Origin of the sequence: Bacillus sp. FSL K6-0994 (assembly GCF_038630815.1) — a bacterium.
In the GTDB taxonomy this organism is placed as follows: Bacteria; Bacillota; Bacilli; order Bacillales; family Bacillaceae; genus Bacillus; species Bacillus safensis.
The window spans coordinates 1,671,492-1,692,184 of record NZ_CP152043.1 but is presented as its reverse complement, the minus strand read 5'-3'; the positions used below and the strand labels follow the sequence as shown (position 1 = coordinate 1,692,184).

The window sequence follows — 20,693 nt, the reverse complement described above, 5'->3', positions numbered from 1 at the left end:
TTCATTCATCATCTATTAACAGATAAACGGCCTGAACTGGGCCATGAACCCCCACCACTAAATTCATTTCAATATCGGCAGAATTACTTGGACCTGATATAAAATGGATGGCGCCTTTCGGCTGCTCCCCCTCTTCTACTGAGCGATTGAGAGCCGAAACAGCCTGAATCATCCGCGGAACAATTGAGCTTTTCTCTATACACACGATATACATCATCGGTAAAAAATGCAGCGCTCTTCCTTGACCTTGGTGGGATGAAAGGACAACTGTACCTGATTCTGCAAGGGTATAATCACTGAACACAACTGCATATTTTGCTTGTTCTGCCTGCCTTAATTTTTCTTCTCTTGATGCATCTGTATTCCAGCTGGTGATGGAAATTCCTTCTTGTTGCAAGCTGTCAAACATAGGGCGGAAACCGTATTGTTCAAAACGCCGGTCACGCGATGTCATCACAGAACCCTCACCATATTCTGTCATCAATAATCGCAATACAGAGGGCGCTTCCTCCGGTGTTGTTTCGACCACTCTTGTGTGAATTTGCTGACATTGCTTTTTCAATTGCTCGACTAGCTCTTCTTTAGACAAACTTCCGTTTGTCTCCCACTGGACTTGATGCCTCCATTCCGGACGCTGAATAGATGCAGATGGGGAGGAGTTTTTGCCTAATTGATGCTGGATATGAGATAGAAACGACTCTCGGCGAGATATGGTCCCCTTCATCACTGCTCCTCCTTTTGTCTCTTTTTAAACCAATCCCTGAATCTTTCTTTACTTGGAACTGGCAGGTCACGAATATCTGTCCAATTCTTTAAAGGGCCTATTCCTTTTGAAATTTGTCCGTTTGAAGCCATACGATTCAAGAGCGCAGGGGCTGCTTTTGTTCCAAATTGATACATTCCAGGAGACGATGCCCCCATACCAAACATTTTCATCGCCATCATTTCAGCTTTAGGCGCTCTGCCCTCTTTTTCTACGATCACCTGTCTATGTTTAATCAATAACTCGTGAAGCGGAATCTTCACTGGACAAGCATCCGTGCAGGCTGCGCACAGACTTGATGCAAAGGGGAGCTCTTTATAGTCATCATAGCCGCCAAGAAGCGGCGAAAGAACAGCTCCGATTGGTCCCGGATAAATCGAACCGTACGAATGTCCGCCAACATGCCGGTAAACCGGGCATACATTGATGCAGGCTGCGCACCGGATACATTGGAGAACAGGCTGAAAGGCCGTTCCTAATATATTTGACCGCCCATTGTCCACAATGACCAAGTGAAATTCTTCTGGTCCATCCACTTCCCCTTCTCCTTTTGGTCCCACGACAGAAATATAACTAGTTAATTTTTGACCGACTGCGCTCCTGCACAAAAGACCCACAAGGACATCCAGTTCCTCCATTGTTGGAACAAGCCGCTCCATTCCCATAACGGCAATATGCGTCTTCGGTATAGCCGTGACAAGATCTGCATTCCCTTCATTTGTCACAAGGCAGATGGACCCTGTGTTGGCCACTGCAAAATTACAGCCGGTCACACCAATATCAGCTTCGAGGAATTTTTCACGCAAGATGGCTCTCACAAAACTCGTCATTTCTTCAGGTGTGTCTGACATCTCATACCCAAGCCTTTCATGAAATACTTCCCGTATTTGTTCCTTCGTCATATGAAGGGCGGGTGCCACAATATGTGAAGGCGGTTCATGGTCATCCACTTGCAGAATATATTCACCAAGATCGCTTTCGACTACCTCGCAGCCGATCTCTTCAAGCGCTTGATTCATCTCGATTTCTTCTGTGACCATTGATTTTGATTTGACGACCTTTTTGGCTGCTTTTTTCTGTGCCACGTCTTGAATATATGCTGATGCCTCTTCCTTTGTTTTCGCAAAAAAGACATGGCCTCCGCGTGCACTTACACTTTCACTTAATTGATATAAGTAATCATCAAGATGCGTCAGCGTATGCTGCCTGATTTCCTCGCCAAGCTCACGCCACTTTTCCCAATTGCCAAGCTCCTCGCTTGCAGTTAGCCTTCTTTTATACAGGCGTTCCTGCGCTGAGGAAACAGCTCCTCTCATGACAGCGTCTTCTAAGCCATCCCCGATCCGTTCTTTAAAGGCCTTTTCTCCAATTTTCATACTCATGTGCCGTTCCCCCTCTTAAAGTCCGCGGCTGTTTAATACTTCTGCGATGTGCATGACCTGAATGGGTTTATTAAGACGGTTCAGCCTCCCGCCAATGTTCAGCAGACACCCGCAGTCAGCACCAATGATATATTCGGCGCCTGTCTCCTCTATGCTTTGTACTTTTTCATCAACCATCTGCTCAGAAATAGGGGTCATTTTCACTGAAAAGGTTCCTCCAAATCCGCAGCAATTTTCTGCGCGGGGCAATGGTTTCATCGTCAAATCTTTGACATTTGACAACAGTGTAAAAGGCGCCTCCTTAATGCGCAGCAGTCTCGTCATATGACAAGAGGTGTGATAGGCTGCGTTTCCTTTCAGGCTCGCGCCTACATCTGTCACGTGTAATATATCAACAATAAACTCTGTTAATTCATATGTTTTTGCGGCAAGTGCCTCAGCCTTGGCCGACCACACTCGGTCTTCTCTTAAAAGATGAGGGTATTCTAAAAACATCGCCTTGCACGAACCTGATGGTGTCACAACATATTCAGCTGATTCAAAAGCTTTGATCATGTTTTTCGCTGCTTTGATTGCCTCTTTTGTATAGCCGCTGTTAAAGGCTGGCTGCCCGCAGCACACTTGTGTTTCTGGAAATTCCACTTCAACACCGAGTCTTTCCAATACTTCCACTGTCGCCTTTCCTACATTTGGCTGCATCGTGTCAATTAAACAAGTAACGAATAAATGGACTTTCATCGGCGAACTTCCCTTCTATTGCTGCATTTTGATTCATCATTCTGGTCATCTGATGACTCAATATCAGACCTTAATTTCATTTTAATCCCAAATTTCTGAAATTTCAACGAAGTGATTTGTCTAAAATTTGTCCTTATGATTCATGTGACTAAATGAAAAAACGCCCTTTTCATAGGGCGTTTTTGTTGTTTATTCTGAAATCAATTCACGGATTCTCTCTTCAATAGGTGTTAAAGGCCGGCCTAGTAATGTTTCGAAATCTTGGCTTTCGACGGCTAAAGCACCATCGCGTATGCCGCTTTGAATGGCTTTGACAAATGGCACTGCTTCTTTTGGTACACCATTTGAAGCTAAAAAGTCTCCAAATGTGTCTACATCTATTTTTTCTACTTTGATTTCTTTTCCACTCACCTTACTAACAATTTGTGCAAGTTCACTATGCGTCCGAAGCGGTCCTGACAGTTCATATATCTCCTGATCATGTACGGCAAGTGTTAACGCATTTGCTGCCGCTTCTGCGTAGTCATTTCTTGTTGCCCAGCCAACCTTTCCTTCGCCAATAGGGCTTAAAAATGGTGCGCCGCTGACTGACGCCAGAATCGTATCTTTTTCGTTTTCAACATACCAGTTGTTTCTTAAAAATACATGAGGAATGCCAGAGGCCACAATGGCTTCTTCTGTTTTAGCATGGTCATTTGCAAGGATAAGCTGACTCTCTCTTGCATTGACAACACTTGTATAAGCAATAAATGCCACATTTGCTGCTTTTGCCGCTTCGATTGCCGCTTTATGCTGCTCGACGCGGTCACCATCCGCTGTTGAAATGATCAACAGACGATCAATGCCCTTAAATGCTGATGTCAGAGTGTCTGGCTGAGTAAAATCTCCACGGCGTACATCCACCCCAGCATCCTTCAAATGTGCTGCTTTTTGCGGATTTCGAACACTGACTGCAATTTGTTCAGCCGGTACTTTTGTGAGCAAATGCTTGACGACGAGCGTCCCAAGTTGTCCTGTTGCACCTGTTACTAATAATTTCATTTGTTTGACCTCCTCATTTTTCGTTCAACGGTGATGTGCATACGTTATAATCAAAATGGTTACAACAAAGGTGTAAAAAAAGCTCCAAAGTACGAGCTTTTTTATTCCGCCTCTGTTAATAATTGCTGAATTGTCACTTGCTTTAGGTGATTCTCAAGTGCAGCTTGTGCTTCTTTTAGTTCATGCCGCAGTCTCGTATCCATCGCTTGACCAATCGGGCATGCGATGACGGGCTGATGAAAGTTAAATAATTCTTCATCCTCGCTTACATCCACAGCACGGTACACATCTAAGAGCGTGATGTCCTCAGCCGGTCTTTTTAAATAAGCACCGCCTACTCCGCGGCGAATTTCAATAAGACCCGCCCGTTTGAGCATTGCCATCATTTTTCGAACAATGGCTGGATTTGAATTCACGCTCTCTGCAATAAAATCACCTGTACACTCTTTTGGAACACCTGCAATAAATGACACAATATGAACAGCAATCGGATACCTACTGCTAATTTGTTTCACAATCTTTCACCACCGTTGTAATCAATATAGTTACAATGAGTGATTTTGTCAATCAATAAACGGATTTTTCTTTCGATCCCAGTTCTCATATGTCATGATATCGTAGTTGTCTGCTGTATCAAGTTCAAGCGGCGCAATGCATTCAAGCAGATTCTCATCTGGGTCAAGAAAATAGATCGCTGCATGAAATTGCGGCGGATTATCGAGAACTAAAGGCTGCTTTTCTTCTGAAAAACCAAACATTGGGTGAATGCTGATGTCTCTTTCAATCAGCCAAGTCTTAATCTGTTCGATACTGGACGTTGTAATTTGAAAGGCAACGTGCCGAGTCGAGGGATGGTATGGAAAATTGTTTATATCTACTTTCCACAGGCCAAGCCAGCTTTTTCCTTTCTCAATCCATAAAAAAGCAACTCGTTCATTTTCATGAGCAAGTGTCAATTCCAATTTTTCATAAAACGCAATCGATGCCTTCAAATCACTCACAGGTAAATGTGCTTCATACAAACCTTTCATCATCATCAAAATCACTCCTTTTCTACCTTCTATTCTGCGGGAATTGATGAGATTCTGCCTCAGCAAAACGATGTATTTTATCCCCAACATTGGATTGAGAGAACTTGAATGTTTGATCCATTACAGATGGGGGAAGGTGTTCAAATAAAAGAAAGGAGCGTTTCTTATGCCTTGGACAATGAACGATTATCCAGCTTCATTTCAATCATTAGACAACGTCATTCGAAAAAAAGCGCTTGAGATTGCTAATAAAATGATTCAGGAAGGCTATGAGGAAAATAGAGCCATTCCAATTGCAATCAGTCAAGCGAAAGAGTGGAAAAAGAACGCAACGGACAAAGAGGTAGAAAATTTCTCCTCTCATGGTTCTGTCAAACCTTCTGAGAACAGCAGCTCCGCAAGACCAGAGCTCATGGATCAGGCGCAGCATGTTGTGAAACACAAGGAAGGCTGGGCGGTTCAAACAGAGAAAGCGAAACGAGCAAGTGAGGTCAAAGAAACAAAACAAGAAGCAATTGACCGGGCCAAGGAGATTTCAGCTAATAAAGGAACTTCCGTTGTCATTCACCGAAAAGATGGGACGATTCAGGATGTGTTAAAGCCGCAATAAGACCGCTCGTCAGCGGTCTTAGCGTGTAGACAAACCCTCGCATTCTTTGTCAGGTCTGCGCTCCGGTGCTCACGAATGTCAAATTCGCTCCACTCCGGTACTCGTCCTTCCTAGGGCTGCAAAGGTTTTCTATCACGCTGAATGAAAACAAAAGGCTAAAATAAAGATCATTTTAGCCTTTTGTCAACAATTTAAGACCGCTTGTCAGCGGTCTTTTTTATGCATTCTTTTCTTTTTTCGCTGGTGTTTTTCTTTTCTTAGGTGCTGCTTTTTTCGCTTTGGCTGGTTTTGATCGGTCGATCGAAGCCTGTAGTGCGGCCATTAAATCTGTCACATTGGCTGCAGGATCTTTTTTGCCTGTCGTTTCTGGCTGAACGGTATGTTCTCCAGATATTTTATCGCCAATTAAATTCATCAGCTGTTCTCTGTATTCATCTTGATATGCCGCTGGATCGAATGTCGTGGTCAGCTGCTCGATTAAAAGGAGCGCTGTATCTAACTCTTTCTTTACAATGTTCTCCTCTTGGGGGATATTCGGTACATCTGATACTTGTCTAATTTCGTCAGGGAAATGAATGGTTTCCATAAGCAAAATATGTTCATAGCACCTAACGATCGCTAATTGCTCCTTTGAGCGGATCATAATTTTTGCGACACCAATTTTTCCCGATTCCTCTAAAGCTTTTCTTAATAATGAATAAGCCTTTGCTCCGCCAGTATTCGGTGATAAGAAGTAACTTCTTTCATAATAGATGGGATCAATCTCTTCAATCTTCACAAAATCAATGATTTCAACGGCTTTTTCTTCATTTTCTTTTCGCAGTTTTTCCAGCTCTTCATCGTCCAATTCAATAAATTTATTTTTCGCATATTCATACGCCTTGACGATTTGTTCCGGCGCTACCTCTTCACCGCAATTGGCACATACTTTCTTGTAGTTAATGGGCGTGTGACACTCTTTATGCAGCTGTCTTAATTTAATGTCTTTGTTCTCTGTAGCGGTAAACAGCTTGACTGGAATATTGACCAATCCGAAACTAATGCCGCCTTTCCATACTGTATGCATCGCGCTTCCTCCGTTCTTTTCTCCTTACTATGTAATGTTTTCATCAGACTTATGTATGTGATTGAAAATTTCATCCCACTCTAAGAACACATGATATAAGGAAGTGACATGCACAATGAAACCTATGCGATTAACACCTGCACATGATATACCTGCCGGTGCAGACTGGGTATATGAATTAAAATATGATGGCTTTCGGGCTATTCTTGTATGGGAAGAAGACGAGATTCGTTTAGAAAGCAGGACCGGAAAACGGCTAAATGAGCAATTTCCTGAAGTGATGGAGCAGTGCGAACAATTAAGAGACCAATTTGCTCCTTATTTACCGCTGACGCTTGACGGAGAATTGGTCTTTTTACTGAGTGAACAGCAAAGCGAGTTTGCGAAGGTTCAGCAAAGAGGCAGGCTGAAAAACAAAGAAGCCATCCAAAGACAGGCTGAACGATTTCCATGTCATTTTATTGCATTCGATCTATTAAGCTGCAAAGGGAAACCTATCGTTGATTCACCGTTGATGGAAAGAAAAAATCAGCTGCAGCAATTATTCCAAGAAGCAAAGCTCCCCTCATCAGTTCAGCTTGAGCACCCTTCCCTTTTGCAGGTCATTCATACAGATCCAGACTCTGAATACATGAAAAACGTGATGACGATGTATTTAGCAGAAGGACTAGTAGCGAAAAAAAAGATGAGTAAATGGCATGACAATACTCGTTCAAAAGAATGGCTGAAAATGAAAAACTGGCGGTATGTCTCTGTCATTGTCACCCGTTTTGACAAGGAAAATGGCTATTTCCAAGGTTCCATTTATCAAGATGCGGCTCTCATCGAGGTTGTACAATTCAAGCATGGATTTTCTAAAGAAGAAGAACAAACACTGCGTACGCTATTTCAGACAAAAGGCCAGTTAACAGGAGGATCATTATACGAAATCCCTCCTTCTATCGTTGCCAGCATTGCTTGTATATCCTTTGATGGATCGGCGTTAAGAGAGCCGCGTTTTTCTTCCTTTTTACTAGATGCTGATCCAGCAGCATGTACATTTCAGCACATGCTCAAACAGCTGTATCCACTCCCTGCTGCTATAGACGTCACTCACCCTGAGAAACCGATTGTCCCGGCTCTTCAACTAAACAAGGCAGATTACTTACTTTATTTAAGACAAGCGGCTCCCTACCTTTTGCCCTTTTTACGTGAAAGGCGTCTTACTTTAATTCGGTATCCACACGGCACTGGAGATGAATTCTTTTATCAAAAGTCGACACCTGATTATGCGCCGGATTTTGTTTTGACAGATGAAGTTGATGATATTTCTTACACGGTCTGTAATGATCCTCGTACGCTTCTTTGGCTTGGCAACCAGCTGGCAATGGAATTTCATATCCCTTTTGAAACAAGAGATACGAATCGGCCGACAGAAATCGTCTTTGATCTGGACCCGCCATCTGTAAATGAGTTTCATCTAGCCATAGAAGCGGCTAAACGCATAAAAGCGCTTTTAGACGGGCTTTTTCTCACAGCCTTTATTAAAACAAGCGGAGGTAAAGGGCTTCAAGTCTATATTCCTTTAAAGAAAAACGCCTTCACATACGAAGAAACAAGACAATTCACCGCGTTTATATGCCAATTTTTATGTGAGCAAGCACCGGATCTTTTTACTCTGGAACGTCTTAAGAAAAACCGCGGCAATCGCTTGTATTTAGACTACATTCAGCATGATGCTGGGAAAACAATCATCGCTCCATATTCCCCAAGAGGAAATGAGCTTGGACTTGTTGCGACACCGCTTGAATGGGACGAACTCTATCATGATGAGCTTCATCCTTCTCTTTTTACGATGCCGGCTGTTATAGAGCGTTTAAAGGAAAAGGGCGATCCGTTCCGCCGCATGAGGCACCTTGTGAATGATGATACTTTTAGACAAGTCTTACATCAGCTTGCACACATGTGACCATCTCATCAGATGGACATTCGCGGTCATAAAGCGTTACACTTATTCATTAGAGAGGAAGAAAGGGATGACTATTTTGACCGCACATTCATTTCGAAATACAGCTTTGGTTTTCTTATGTCTTTCCGCAGGAATTGTGGATGTGATTGGCTATTTAAGCCTAGGGCATGTGTTTACAGCCAATATGACAGGTAATATTGTGCTGCTTGGCATTGCAGCAGGAAGCTCCTTGCAGCTAACAGCCCTTCATTCCATCATTGCTCTAAGTGGGTTCGTTTTAGGGGTTTTACTTGCAGTTGTGATAGGCGGAAAGCATGAGAAAACGTTTTGGCCAAAAGCCGTTACACGCATTTTTATCATCGAATTGATGATTTTGCTTCTATTTGCTCTCATGACCGTTTTCCCTCATACACAAGGTGCTTACTTTATGCTGATCATCCTTTTAAGTATGGCTATGGGCATGCAGACAGCAGCCGCTCGTAAATTGAATGTTGCTGGCATTTCCACAACCGTTCTCACGAGTACACTTGCTAACCTATTTGAAGATGCAGCTCAGCGTATATCATACCGGAAAAAAAGAAAGGCCCCTATCCAGCTTGTAAGCTTGATGCGAATAGGCTCTATTGTCTTCTACTGCCTAGGTGCAGCTATTGCTGCATATACAGATCGTTACGATCCATTTATCATCATCTGGCTGCCTATCATCATCCTAGGGGTCATTGTGATAACTGCTGCATTAAAGCACTTTCACCAATTGAAATAGCCTCTCTGGCTATTTCAATTATTGTGCTCTTAAACTAATAACTCCTCACATAAAAACCAGGAGGGCGTCCCATGATGAACGTAGAGCCATACGGATATCCAGAAAATGTCCCGAATCCCCCGTACCCCGGAAAACCTCCCAAGCCAGAGAACACACCTGGGCTCAAATAAGACCCGCCAAAGCCGATATGGGAACCAACCGGCCCAATATGAGCCCCGCCTCCTGTAAATCCGCCTCCATGAAAACCACCATAAACCCGTGGATACATACAATCACCTGCCTTCGAATCAGACCTTATCTCATCATATGCATGACAAATGGGGCGGTGCCCCTGCTTTTTCTTTTCCTTCTATGTACATTAGACCAATTTGATAAAATTTGAATGAAAAGTCCTGCAAAAAATTAAATTAAGCAAAGAAAAGTGACCTTTTTAACTTGTTGCTCTGCCCTATGTTTATTTAGAATAATGGAGCAGGTAATAAATTTGCACACCCCCTTTGTTGCGAATTCTTCTTATTAAACGTTCTTGCAGCGTTTAATAAGAAGAGCCTATTAAAACACAAAAAACCCTTGCTGACGATATCAACAAGGGCGAGAGATAAATGGTATTAACCACCAATGATTTTTTCTGCAACTTCGAAAGAACCTGCAACGTTTTGCGTCAGAACAGTCGCAGCGACCGCTAAACCTACAACGAATAATACTTTTAATCCTGTTTTCATCTTAAATCAACCCCATTCTTTTCATATGTAAATCCGCTTCTAAACTTTTGTTCAAGTAAAAAACAGACTGCTCATAAAGTGCTTGCTTTTCACAATATTTTGCTGCAAATTGTGATAGCTCTTTTACTTCATGATATTCATTCTTCTCTTCTAACTTTCTTAATTTCTCATCAATTTGCTGAAATCTTTGCGGTGCATGCGTTAAGTAAAGATCATGTACGATGCCTATTTTTAGCTGAAACACTTCATGAGAAGCATCTTTCATTCTGGCATATGCAGCCTCTATATATTGGCTTGCACGCTGCTTTTCACCAATCACACAGAGTTCCCGGCTGATCAGATACGTAGAATGGAAAAAGAAATCTGAATCATAATACTCTTGATGGGACAGTGCTTTTTCAAGATGACGTATCGATTCCTTCGGTTTGTTCCAAAATGAATATAAAATGGCCACATTGTGATGATGCTGAGCCAGCATAAAATCATCCTGCTCGCTTGTCAAAACCTCTTCTGCCAAACGATAATTCTCAAGCGCCTCTTCATACCGGCCGATCTCTGTTAGATTCGCTGCTATGAGGGAGTATGAAAGGGCCGTTCTTCTTTCATACTGCTTGTGCCGCTTATAGACGTGCAGCGCTCTGCGGATATAGGTTAATGAGAGCATGATATGACTGAGCCGGTAATAAAGCCATGCCACTTTAAAATCGAAATCAGCACGTTCGATCTCACTTGGAATTTTATCTAAGAGCTTTTCAGCACTTTGATACATTTGCAATGCAACCTCATAATTACCTTGATGCTGCTCATACACACCCTCATAAAAATCAAAATAATAGGCAAGACGGTTAGACAGGTCATCTTCTTTTTTTCCATAATTACCCTCTATGCTTTTCGTTGAAACATTGCCCTTTTGCCCTCTTAAATTGTACATAAGAATGTGATGCCTCTTCTCAAGAAGAGAATAGTAAATGAGAATATCCGCATCGTCAATTTCCTCTACCGCTTGTTTCGCTTTGGCAAATAACCGTTCTGCCTCATCTGCATGATCTTTTTTGATTTCCATGTTCCAGTCATTTAATAGTGATGCCAATTCCGCAACAGGAACTTTGCTCATTCTACACCCCCAATCACCTTCAGCTAAAACACATGATTTCACTAAATATGGAACTTCTATTAGCAATTGCTAATTAGTCCATTTGACATCATTTTAATATGAATCACTTGAATCTTCAATAACCGTTTCCATTGAAAGTGCGTTTCTTTCTCCTAGTCAATGATATTTGCGAAAAAATTCCGCCTTTTTTTAAAATAAACATCTCGAGATGAAATGAAAAAAGCCCAATGTCGAGGCTTTCTAATCTTATGATGGTTCATAGCAGCTTTTCATTTATCCAATTTCTTTATATAATATGATCAATCACTTACACGCCTCAGTAGCTCTAGAAGGGAAGAGCGCCGTAAAACAAATTGTAGCTGGCGGGTCGCAAGGCAAGGGTTTCAGAAGCACCGAAAAGCACATGAGCTGAGACAGGTGAAATTCCTGTCGGTGAAATTCCGTAGGGAAGCGTGTTGCCCCTAGCCTATGCTTACGAAAGGAGTGCGGGTTCGAATCCCGTCTGAGGCTTATGAGGTAGATGGATTGGGAGGATAAAATATCATGCATGTGTTTGAAGAATATATCAGCAAAATCGGTAACCCAGAGCTGAAGCAGCGCACTCAAGACATCTTACAATGGGTAGAAGACACATTCCCTCAATTAGAGCCACGAATTGCTTGGAATCAGCCCATGTTCACAGATCACGGCACATTTATTATTGGGTTTAGCGTGGCAAAACATCACATTTCTGTCGCACCAGAAGCAAAAGGAATTGATCAATTTTCAGCTGACATTGTACAAGCTGGGTACGATCATGGGAAAAATCTGTTTCGCATGAAAGAAAGCTTGCCAGTTGATTATCCTCTCCTAAAAAAAATCATCGAATTTAATATAGAAGACAAAGCGGATTGTTCAACGTTTTGGCGAAAATAAACAGTACCCCGATCTGAGCCATAAACAGATCGGGGTATTTTGCTGCAACAATGTTATTTTGTTCTCTTCCCTACCAATTTTTGTTCAAGCCATTCATAACATGACAAGAGGGCATCTACGCTCTTTTGGCATAGCGGCAAATATACAACGGCGGCGGCTGTTAAACACGCTATAGCAGCTCCTGCTAAGACATCTAATGGATAATGAACACCTACCCAAATCCTTGAAAAACCAACAGCACACGCAATGATCAGCCAATACATATGGCGTTTGTGAAACAGCCAAAAGATCAGGCAAATTGAAAAAATAAAGATGGTATGATCACTTGGAAACGAGTTATTCACTTCCTTTTGAATCAAAAGATTGACGTGGCTCATTTCTGCAAAGGGCTGCTGATTGAAATAAAGGAGCCCTGCGATTTTCCCAAGTAACTCTGCCAATATGAAGGTCACTCCGGCAGATACGACCATCGCCCTATTGTACCTGCTGCGATTTTGAAACCATACGAACAGACACATGAGCGCTGCCAGCAGCACTGTATATTCAGCTAGTCCAATAAATATCGGATTCAAGTAACCATGATCGATACTGAACTGATTCACCCACCTAAATAAATCTTCATTAAGTCTCTGCATCTCATTTCATCCCTTTTTACTTGATTTATGATAAAGATAATTGAAATGAGATGTCTGCCTCCATCGATCGAACGAACAAACTATGGAATCATATGACATGTTTGTCACTTTGCTGTCACCTGAACATCGTGTACTAACTAAAAACTCATCAAAAGCTATTAAATCACAGGAACAAAACTGTTATAATAGAACATAAGTTTGCATTTTATCAAAAAGGGGTTACATCATATGATCAAAACGGTGGATGGCAACATTTTAGAGGCAAGCGAAGACATCATCTGTCACCAGGTGAACTGTAAAGGAGTCATGGGCGCTGGATTAGCAAAACAGATCAAAAGCAAATATCCGAATGTGTACAAAGATTATAAACAGTTATGTACAGAACAAGGAGATGACTTGTTAAGCTCCGTTCAACTCATCACAACAAAAGACGGAAAAACAATTGCCAACTTATTTGCCCAAGCTGGATACGGAAGAACAAGAAAGCAAACAGACTACGATGCCTTACGCAGCTGCTTTCAACACCTAAAGGATACAGTGACACAATCACCTGCTGAGAAAAACCAAACATCCATCGCCATTCCATACGGGATCGGCTGCGGATTGGCTGGTGGCGATTGGACGATTGTGGAAGAGATGATTGAAGAGGTGCTGGGTGATTGTGAAGTGACGGTTTATCGGTTTAGATAATGGAAATGAGGTTTTATGAAACATATATGACAAATACCCTCCTTAATCGGAGGGTATTGTGCGTTAGTTATCGTCTTTATTTTTTATATAATTTAATACGGCTTCTTTATCTTCTTCATCGTCGGGTAAAAATCCGAACGTTTCATATTCCCAAACTGCAATTCTTTGATCACCATCAATGCCTAATGAATAAATATCTTCGTACCCATACTCAATCGAGAATTTCCCTGGTTGCTCCATTTTTAAAATTGCTGTCGACCAATCTCCAAATCCATTTTTTACATATTCCTTTTTTAAGTCTTCAAAAGAATGGAGAAGTTTTAATAATAACTCTTTATAAATAGAGTTGCTAACACTATACTTTTCAGGAATATTATGACCATATATTAATTCTTCATTGCCTGGGTTGCAGAAATAAAAATTCACTTCTGACGAATCATCCACGATTTCTGCATACATCCAAACTTTATCCCATTCTACAGGAATCATTTCATTTATTATTTCCGCTATTTCTTTATAGTTTTCTTCTATTTTTTCCATACTTCAACCTCCTGGCTTATTTTTAATAGTTCTAAATCTCTTTTGGTCTCCGATTTTATATTCTACAAGAAACTCTGCAGGTCTTAATGAATCATTCATATAGACAGGTTCAATTTTAACCTCTACATGCTTTGGAGGGTCAGCCGTTAATGCTTTTTTCCACTTCTGCTCCATCTCATACCATTTTCCACCACTACGATTAATTTGTGAATTCATCGGAAGTAGGTTATCAATATCCCCTGAACCTTTAAAAATAGTTGCAATCAAGTGACCTCCATCATCATCTAGTAATCGATCCGGCTTCCCTGAATTGGATTGGGCATATTGGTTTCTTTTGACCTCTCCGTATTTTAAATCACTTGCTTCGACTTTGACAATTCTTCCGTAGTGATCGGTTGTGTAAGTGTAGCCTTGCTTTGTTGAATAAACAACATTTGGTTTTAATACTTTTTTACGTTTCCATCTCACATAGTGATCTCCGTAACTGACAACGGTTGGTGGTGATTTTGGTGCTGGTAAGCGTCTACCTGTCTTAGAGATGCCGTATCCTGAATTGTTGTCTAGACGCTTTGCCATAGAGGAGTTTATTTTTGAGATTTTCTCCGTCAAACACGTTATACGGCAGCTTCGGGCCGCCAGCCATTTGAAACTTTGGTGAGTATGGCAATAGATTCGGAATAGAGACTCTGTCTAATGATTTTGCTCCTTGTTCAAGGCCTTTCTTCATCGTACAGAAAATAGCCAATAAAAATAAGACACCCCAATAGAGGGTGTTTTTTAACCTCTCTCCTTAAACACTTTCAAGAAAACGTCACTAAGTAAGATTCCAAAAGCTCCTGTATCACTTTCAACATCTTCTTCAACAATAAATAACCCTCCTTAAATTTGGAGGGCAATGTGTTAGTTGTTTTCTTCTTTATTTTTTATATAATCTTCGAGAAATTCCCTAACCGATTTTCTTTTTGGGTATATTCCTAAATTCTCATATGCCCATATGGCTTTTCTTTGTGATCCATTTAAACCTGAATTTAAGACATCATCATAACCAAATTCAATTGATAGCTTTCCTGTGTGATCTAGTTCAAGGGTAGCTGTTGTCCATACCTGTTCATTATGTTTTATAAATTCTTCTCTCAATTGTATGAATAACTCTTGCATTCTAATTAAAATATTAACGTATACTCGTTCACTAACTTGAAAGTCGTCAGGAATATTATGGCCATAGAAATATTTCTCTTCATCAGTGCAAAAATAAAAAGCAACCTCTGATGAATCATTTAACACTTCGGAGTAAAGCCAAACTTTATGCCATTCAGTTGGTATGATTTCGTGTATATTCTCGGCAATTTCTTTATAGAGTTCTGACATTTTATTTGTTTCCACTAAGGTTAACCTCCATACTCATTTTTTATATAAATATAATCTGTGCTTTCCCCTATTTTATATTTCACTTCGAAAGCTGAAGGCCTTAAGGAGTCTGAATGGTAGACTGCCTCAATATAGACAGAGACTTTTTCAGGCGGAACCTCCTTGAGTGCAGACAACCATTCCTGCTCCATCTGATACCATTTCCCACCACTACGATTAATTTGTGAATTCATCGGAAGTAGGTTATCAATATCCCCTGAACCTTTAAAAATAGTTGCAATCAAGTGACCTCCATCATCATCTAGTAATCGATCCGGCTTCCCTGAATTGGATTGGGCATATTGGTTTCTTTTGACCTCTCCGTATTTTAAATCACTTGCTTCGACTTTGACAATACGTCCGTAGTGATCGGTTGTGTAGGTGTAGCCTTGCTTTGTTGAATAAACGACATTCGGTTTTAATACTTTCTTACGTTTCCATCTCACATAGTGGTCTCCGTAACTGACAACGGTTGGTGGTGATTTTGGTGCTGGTAAGCGTCTGCCTGTCTTAGAGATGCCGTATCCTGAATTGTTGTCTAGACGCTTCGCCATGGAGAGGAGTTTATTTTTGAGATTTTCTCCGTCAAACACGTTATACGGCAGCTTCGGGCCGCCAGCCATTTGAAACTTTGGTGAGTATGGCAATAGATTCGGAATAGAGACTCTGTCTAATGATTTTGCTCCTTGTTCAAGTCCTTTCTTCACCGTTGTTTTGGCCGCTGTTGTCCCCGTTTTTGTGATGGCACCTGCCCCTTTAGAACCAAAGACGATTTCTGCTAGAGAGCCAGTCGCATAGGCGAACCAGTGTGATCGAGAATATGCATCACCATTGACGACTTCTTTTTGGAATGAGTCTGAAATCGACTTTCCAATCGCTTTCGACGTTTCAATTGGATGTGAAACAGCCGTTACGACCGATTCAACGGCACCCCCAGGGTCTGTCACAAGATCGTAGATGCCAACTACTGTATCTTTGGCCACATCATATAGACCAACTGCTGCACCTTTTACAACATCAACGAATCCCTCTGATGCTTCTTCCTGCGCTTTGATCTGGAGAAGCTGGCTGTAATACATTTTTTGATCGTAAGAAAGATTTTCATATCCAATTTCGTCTACAATCTCAAAGTATTTTTCTTCTGATATACACGAAGGATCGTTGAGTTTTTCTTTTAATTCTTTGATTCTTCGTTTCTCTTTTTCTTCTTTTTTCACCTTTAAATATGCTTTCACCTGTGAATCGATTTTATCATGATTCTTGTACACATCTGTCTCATGAAATGCTTTTGCATCATAATACATGGGCTGCGCATTTTTCCCTTTTCCTGTAGCAGCCATCATTTTTGCATAAAAGGTTGCAAGATGTTTCTCAATCGCTTCTGATTTTTCGTACTCTGTTTTTAGGGCATGATCTAATTTATGTACAGCATCAATTGCCTCTTTTCTTTTTTTGTTTGCATCGTCTAAATGTTCATTGACCTCTTTACTTGAAAATACATTCAGTTCTATGAGATCACTGATGTCATCAAAAATAGTGGATAGGGCTTCTTTTTGTTCCTTGACCATATCTTTATTATTCTGAATCCCTTGTTTCAGTTGAGCGTCTAAGAAATGCTCATCAATAAATGTACTCCCGCCTAACGATTCATCATCAAGCTTTCCTTTTACCCCATCTAAAAAAGCTTTTTGCATATCGATAAAATCAAGATAAGTGTCCGTGTAAAGCGCAAGATCCTCATAAAAGGCTTTGATATTGTCTGCACCTTTTCCAGTAAATTCATCACCTAATCCTGACACACTTTTTAATGCTTTTTTCACATGCTGCATTTCGTCTCGAAGCTCCTGATAGACTTTTGATCTTTGTTCGACAGCTGACAGTAAAGATGGAGCATCTAATATTTTCATATAAAAAAGACTCCTTTTATGGAATATTCTTTTACTAGAATACCATAAGGAGTCTGACACTTTAATCCACTTTATCGTTTTTTAACCAATTATCCTCCAGAGCTCCCTCTTGATGCGACGGTTTGGACATCATCATGTTGAGGTTGAATGAAACCATTTGTAAAGAAAAGTGTACCTAATGCTACTACAGCTATTGATAATGGAATAAAAAAAGACTTTTTCATTTAATTCACTCCTTTTCCTACAAATTGACTTGCTTGTAAGGCTCTTTTATAATAACTCAATGATTGTTGCAACAAGCCTTTTTCCTCTAAATATTTCGCCACATCAACCAAGATTTCCTCTAAATCAACCCAAACTCTTCTTTCTTCAAGCTCTGCACACAAATTACTGATATTGGCTTGTTGAGTGTCATTTGTTTCATATAATAGTTCTTTTAACAATTTAAATTTAATTTGAAAAATGTGATGGTTCACTTGTTCCGACAAAGAAATGCCTAGATCAACCCACTCAATCACTTCATTGCTTTGATTTGATACTTCTATTCTGGCTAGTTCATATAAACATCTCATTTTTAATAACATTTGTTGCTCAATTTCTTCATAACTCAGTGTGCGTCTAAAAAATGCAGATGCTTTCTCAGCATTCTCTCTTTTGCTTTCCAAAAAACCCATGCTGTAATAGAGATGAATAATTAAATGATTATCATTGATACTTCGGATCATGTTCTCTGCTTCGTTAAAAAGTTCACTTGCTTTCTCATATTCAAATTGATCAATTAAGTTCAGCGCATGCAGCATTCTACAGTTAATTTGTCTTTTGATATATGATTCATGTGCATTAAATGTGTCACAAGCAATTTGAGCATGATATTTAGATAAGAAAGTCATTTTCAAATCATAAAATAGAACAGCTAATTTATAATGAAATTCTGCTTTTTCTATTTCATCATCAACATAGGCCAACTTCTTTTCAGCTATTCTGAAATAACTTAGCGCCTTATCATAATCTTGTAAGTAGTCATGATAGATCCCATTATAGAAATAGAAGTAATAGGACATGAGTTTGTTTGTCTTCTCTTCTTTTTCGTCTGGTGCATTCCTCTCAAAGAATGGCTTATCTAGGTTTTTGCTAATATTCTGAAGTTTCAGCTTAAGTCTAAAGCTTAATAGTTGATAATACAAAAGAATATCTTGATTTTCTTCCATTTGTTCGATTGCCTTGTCTATGTCATCTTGCATTTCAATAGCTGTCGACAAATCCCCTTTTTGTATGGCAAGATTCCAGGTGTTTAACATGTTTCCTACCTCCTGAGAGGCAATTAATTCTGTCATCCCTTTACCCCCTTCAAAACAAATCCCTTGTATATTCTAACACGTGATTTACAACATATGTAAAGTGAGTCTACTCATAATAGAAATTTTCGGTATCCCGCAAATATGATAATAATTGAATGGTGTGTAATTAGAAGAGTTGGTTATAAGAGAGGAGCTGCCTACTTATTTCTTTTAGAATGACCGCCTTCATGTTTTAAAATTGATATAAAAAAGACCTGACTGAGTTTCAGCCAGGTTCATGAAGGGGTCAATCATATTCTTATCATAATGAAATCAAAGTAGATAATTAAACATTTGTTCTCAACTACAAAAAGCTCAGCCCCCTTATTTTATTTGCCGATTGGTTTAATCGTACATCTAAAATTAGACCTACATATAGATAGAGATTCAAAGTTTCACAATCCTATTAACGGAAAAAGAGGCGTGGAATTCGGCATAAATTAACAGATATTTATAGAAAAAAATACAAAATTTAAATTCATCAGCTTTTTCACTTTTTCTTCTTTAGCCATTTCCGATAATTTCTCTAGAAAGGACAACTTAAGATCGTTCTACTAAGATAGAAATTCTGTTTCAATCGCAATATTTTCTCCGAGATTCACTAGTAGTGGGTTATCATTTTTTTCTAAAAATTTAACAATTTGATCCAGAATCTCACTAATTTTTTCGTTAATCGGCATATTTTGATTTAATAAGAAAATGCAGAGAATCGTATCAGCTACTTGATAAAGCGCATCTTCATCTTTTGTTTTTTCAATATGATATTGCATCTTTTTAAAAAACCATTCAATTTCGTTCAAATCAACCATTGGGTAATATTGAATTTTATGCAGATTTCCTTCATCAAGAACGTCCAACTCTAATATGGCTTCAAGTTCTTCTTTACTTAAATGATCTTCATGAAGTTCATATTCACCCTCTGCTGCTTCCTCATCAACAGTGTACTCAGCTGTATAAAGACCTTCAATAAACTCGTCAAAAGAATCTGCTAACTTAAAGTCTTCTTCCATCTCAACATCAAAATAATGAATTGGAGGATTCTTTTTCGTTTTTCGATAATCCATCGCTACCCAAGTATGGCCATCCCCGCTAATTAGAACAAGCCCTTCTGACAACTCCCACTCTTTTATTAAATAGGCACTATCCATAATTCCTTCATCTTCAGCAATTCCCAGCAAGTGATTAAATTGAATGTGATCCTCAGCCCATGAATTAGAGTGATGGGTTGGAAAAGCATTATGAAATATATAACCACCATTTTGTTCTAAAATGAGCTTTTTATATGTATCTGGCAAATTGACTCCAAGTTTCTTTTCAGCCTTAGATATTTCTGCTTCGTTGATCTTTTTTAACGTATAGTAACCTTCCTCGTCTATTTCCCAAAATGGTTTCAAGGTGAATACCTCCTAGTACAATATGCACATAAGTATACCATCCAGATGATTATTTTTAACAATTTAGTCAAAATAAAAGAATTAATTAGTTATTCACGCTGTCTATTTTTGTCGAAACAATAGTAAAAAGAAGGTACTTCATCTAAAATTTCCTTTGCACCTAAAAATCAGGAGGATCAATGATGAAGAAATTCTTTGTATTCATTTTTACTTGTCTCATTATGCTAACAGCTTGCCTTGCAGTAGCGCAGCATCTAATGAAAAACAGCTCACGACAGCCAATATTATTGAAGCTTTTAAAAATGCTGGCCTTGAAGCAGAAGAAAAACCATCTGCTCTTAAACAAAAAGAGTTTGGAAATATAAGAGAAGATGGAAAAAGAATTCTTATTCCTTCCTTAGGTGAAAATGCTGGTGGAAGGATTTTTAAATTCGGAAATGAATTGATAATAGATTAGAAGATCTTGATCCTCTTCCAATCTATCTATTTCTCATTCAACTTCCGCTTTCAAAATCTCTGCGTCTGGAACGCTGAATTGCCAAATCATTTTATACCATTCATTTATTTTCACAACTATAAAGACTAAGATAATTAGAGCACTTACACAGGCAAATAATTTACTACGTAACAGTTTTACTGAAAGTGAAATTGATTTATTTTATAAAATTATGAAAGAGTATGCTTATTGGA

At 39.7% G+C, this 20,693-nt stretch carries 22 protein-coding genes and 2 pseudogenes; 6 read left to right on the top strand and 18 right to left on the bottom strand.

What is annotated here, in order from left to right:
- Position 1: 1 nt before the first annotated feature.
- The 6 genes from MHB69_RS08605 to MHB69_RS08580 form a co-directional block, all read right to left on the bottom strand.
- Positions 2–724, bottom strand: coding sequence for a lactate utilization protein C (locus MHB69_RS08605; protein WP_342496176.1), 723 nt, complete (start codon positions 722–724; stop codon positions 2–4).
- The gene (locus tag MHB69_RS08600) at positions 724–2,145 is read right to left on the bottom strand and encodes a LutB/LldF family L-lactate oxidation iron-sulfur protein (RefSeq protein WP_342496175.1); all 1,422 of its coding nucleotides are present in this window, start codon (positions 2,143–2,145) and stop codon (positions 724–726) included. The genes MHB69_RS08605 and MHB69_RS08600 overlap by 1 nt, the downstream gene beginning before the upstream one ends.
- A 15-nt stretch (positions 2,146–2,160) precedes the next feature.
- Entirely contained in the window at positions 2,161–2,883 is a 723-nt protein-coding gene (locus tag MHB69_RS08595; RefSeq protein WP_342496174.1) for a (Fe-S)-binding protein, read from the bottom strand.
- Positions 2,884–3,072: 189 nt separating this feature from the next.
- Positions 3,073–3,924, bottom strand: a complete 852-nt coding sequence (locus MHB69_RS08590) for an SDR family oxidoreductase (protein WP_327827753.1) — start codon at positions 3,922–3,924, stop codon at positions 3,073–3,075.
- A 101-nt stretch (positions 3,925–4,025) separates the two neighbouring features.
- Entirely contained in the window at positions 4,026–4,439 is a 414-nt protein-coding gene (locus MHB69_RS08585) for an Rrf2 family transcriptional regulator (RefSeq protein ID WP_034283385.1), read from the bottom strand.
- Between the two features lie 48 nt (positions 4,440–4,487).
- Entirely contained in the window at positions 4,488–4,961 is a 474-nt protein-coding gene (locus tag MHB69_RS08580; RefSeq protein WP_342496173.1) for a VOC family protein, read from the bottom strand.
- Positions 4,962–5,121: 160 nt separating this feature from the next.
- On the opposite strand from MHB69_RS08580, the gene MHB69_RS08575 reads away from it, so the two are divergent.
- Positions 5,122–5,565, top strand: a complete 444-nt coding sequence (locus MHB69_RS08575; protein WP_342496172.1) for a DUF2188 domain-containing protein — start codon at positions 5,122–5,124, stop codon at positions 5,563–5,565.
- A gap of 217 nt (positions 5,566–5,782) precedes the next feature.
- On the opposite strand, the gene MHB69_RS08570 is transcribed toward MHB69_RS08575, so the two are convergent.
- A complete protein-coding gene (locus MHB69_RS08570; protein ID WP_342496171.1) occupies positions 5,783–6,631 on the bottom strand; it encodes a Ku protein in 849 nt (282 codons plus the stop codon).
- A gap of 115 nt (positions 6,632–6,746) precedes the next feature.
- Here MHB69_RS08570 and MHB69_RS08565 point away from each other — a divergent pair, with 115 nt between their 5' ends.
- Positions 6,747–8,579 (top strand): DNA ligase D, encoded by a 1,833-nt coding sequence (locus MHB69_RS08565; RefSeq protein WP_061109902.1) that lies wholly within the window; start codon positions 6,747–6,749, stop codon positions 8,577–8,579.
- 67 nt (positions 8,580–8,646) lie between these two features.
- Positions 8,647–9,342 carry a YoaK family protein gene (locus MHB69_RS08560; protein WP_061109901.1) on the top strand — a complete coding sequence of 232 codons (696 nt, stop codon included), beginning with the start codon at positions 8,647–8,649 and terminating at the stop codon, positions 9,340–9,342.
- Positions 9,343–9,376: 34 nt separating this feature from the next.
- Here MHB69_RS08560 and MHB69_RS08555 read toward each other — a convergent pair whose 3' ends face one another.
- Together MHB69_RS08555 and MHB69_RS08550 are read right to left on the bottom strand one after the other, a co-directional pair.
- Entirely contained in the window at positions 9,377–9,610 is a 234-nt protein-coding gene (locus MHB69_RS08555) for a hypothetical protein (RefSeq protein WP_041117487.1), read from the bottom strand.
- Positions 9,611–10,065: 455 nt separating this feature from the next.
- Entirely contained in the window at positions 10,066–11,178 is a 1,113-nt protein-coding gene (locus MHB69_RS08550) for a tetratricopeptide repeat protein (RefSeq protein WP_342496170.1), read from the bottom strand.
- A gap of 543 nt (positions 11,179–11,721) precedes the next feature.
- Here MHB69_RS08550 and MHB69_RS08545 point away from each other — a divergent pair.
- Positions 11,722–12,093, top strand: a complete 372-nt coding sequence (locus MHB69_RS08545; protein WP_034621969.1) for an iron chaperone — start codon at positions 11,722–11,724, stop codon at positions 12,091–12,093.
- Between the two features lie 53 nt (positions 12,094–12,146).
- Here the strand turns inward: MHB69_RS08545 and MHB69_RS08540 are convergent, their stop codons facing one another.
- Positions 12,147–12,728, bottom strand: a complete 582-nt coding sequence (locus MHB69_RS08540; protein ID WP_034283366.1) for an undecaprenyl-diphosphatase — start codon at positions 12,726–12,728, stop codon at positions 12,147–12,149.
- A 228-nt stretch (positions 12,729–12,956) separates the two neighbouring features.
- Between MHB69_RS08540 and MHB69_RS08535 the strand changes: the two genes are divergently transcribed.
- Entirely contained in the window at positions 12,957–13,418 is a 462-nt protein-coding gene (locus MHB69_RS08535) for a macro domain-containing protein (protein ID WP_034283365.1), read from the top strand.
- Between the two features lie 63 nt (positions 13,419–13,481).
- Here MHB69_RS08535 and MHB69_RS08530 read toward each other — a convergent pair whose 3' ends face one another.
- The 7 genes and pseudogenes from MHB69_RS08530 to MHB69_RS08500 form a co-directional block, all read right to left on the bottom strand.
- Positions 13,482–13,958 carry an immunity protein YezG family protein gene (locus MHB69_RS08530; protein ID WP_268436442.1) on the bottom strand — a complete coding sequence of 159 codons (477 nt, stop codon included), beginning with the start codon at positions 13,956–13,958 and terminating at the stop codon, positions 13,482–13,484.
- A gap of 3 nt (positions 13,959–13,961) precedes the next feature.
- Positions 13,962–14,688: pseudogene (locus tag MHB69_RS08525) on the bottom strand (DNA/RNA non-specific endonuclease); the annotation flags it as partial.
- A gap of 170 nt (positions 14,689–14,858) precedes the next feature.
- Positions 14,859–15,341, bottom strand: a complete 483-nt coding sequence (locus MHB69_RS08520) for an antitoxin YezG family protein (RefSeq protein ID WP_342496169.1) — start codon at positions 15,339–15,341, stop codon at positions 14,859–14,861.
- 5 nt (positions 15,342–15,346) lie between these two features.
- On the bottom strand, positions 15,347–17,272 hold the full coding sequence (locus MHB69_RS08515; RefSeq protein ID WP_342496168.1) for a T7SS effector LXG polymorphic toxin: 1,926 nt from the start codon (positions 17,270–17,272) through the stop codon (positions 15,347–15,349).
- 89 nt (positions 17,273–17,361) lie between these two features.
- Complete coding sequence (locus tag MHB69_RS08510) at positions 17,362–17,496, bottom strand: hypothetical protein (protein WP_254966822.1); 135 nt, start codon at positions 17,494–17,496, stop codon at positions 17,362–17,364.
- Complete coding sequence (locus MHB69_RS08505) at positions 17,497–18,606, bottom strand: hypothetical protein (RefSeq protein WP_342496167.1); 1,110 nt, start codon at positions 18,604–18,606, stop codon at positions 17,497–17,499.
- A gap of 557 nt (positions 18,607–19,163) precedes the next feature.
- Positions 19,164–20,003, bottom strand: a complete 840-nt coding sequence (locus MHB69_RS08500; RefSeq protein ID WP_342496166.1) for an SMI1/KNR4 family protein — start codon at positions 20,001–20,003, stop codon at positions 19,164–19,166.
- A gap of 211 nt (positions 20,004–20,214) precedes the next feature.
- On the opposite strand from MHB69_RS08500, the gene MHB69_RS08495 reads away from it, so the two are divergent.
- Positions 20,215–20,460, top strand: coding sequence for a hypothetical protein (locus tag MHB69_RS08495; RefSeq protein WP_241770687.1), 246 nt, complete (start codon positions 20,215–20,217; stop codon positions 20,458–20,460).
- Between the two features lie 36 nt (positions 20,461–20,496).
- Here the strand turns inward: MHB69_RS08495 and MHB69_RS08490 are convergent.
- Positions 20,497–20,595, bottom strand: a pseudogene (locus MHB69_RS08490) (hypothetical protein); the annotation flags it as partial.
- Positions 20,596–20,693: the final 98 nt, after the last annotated feature.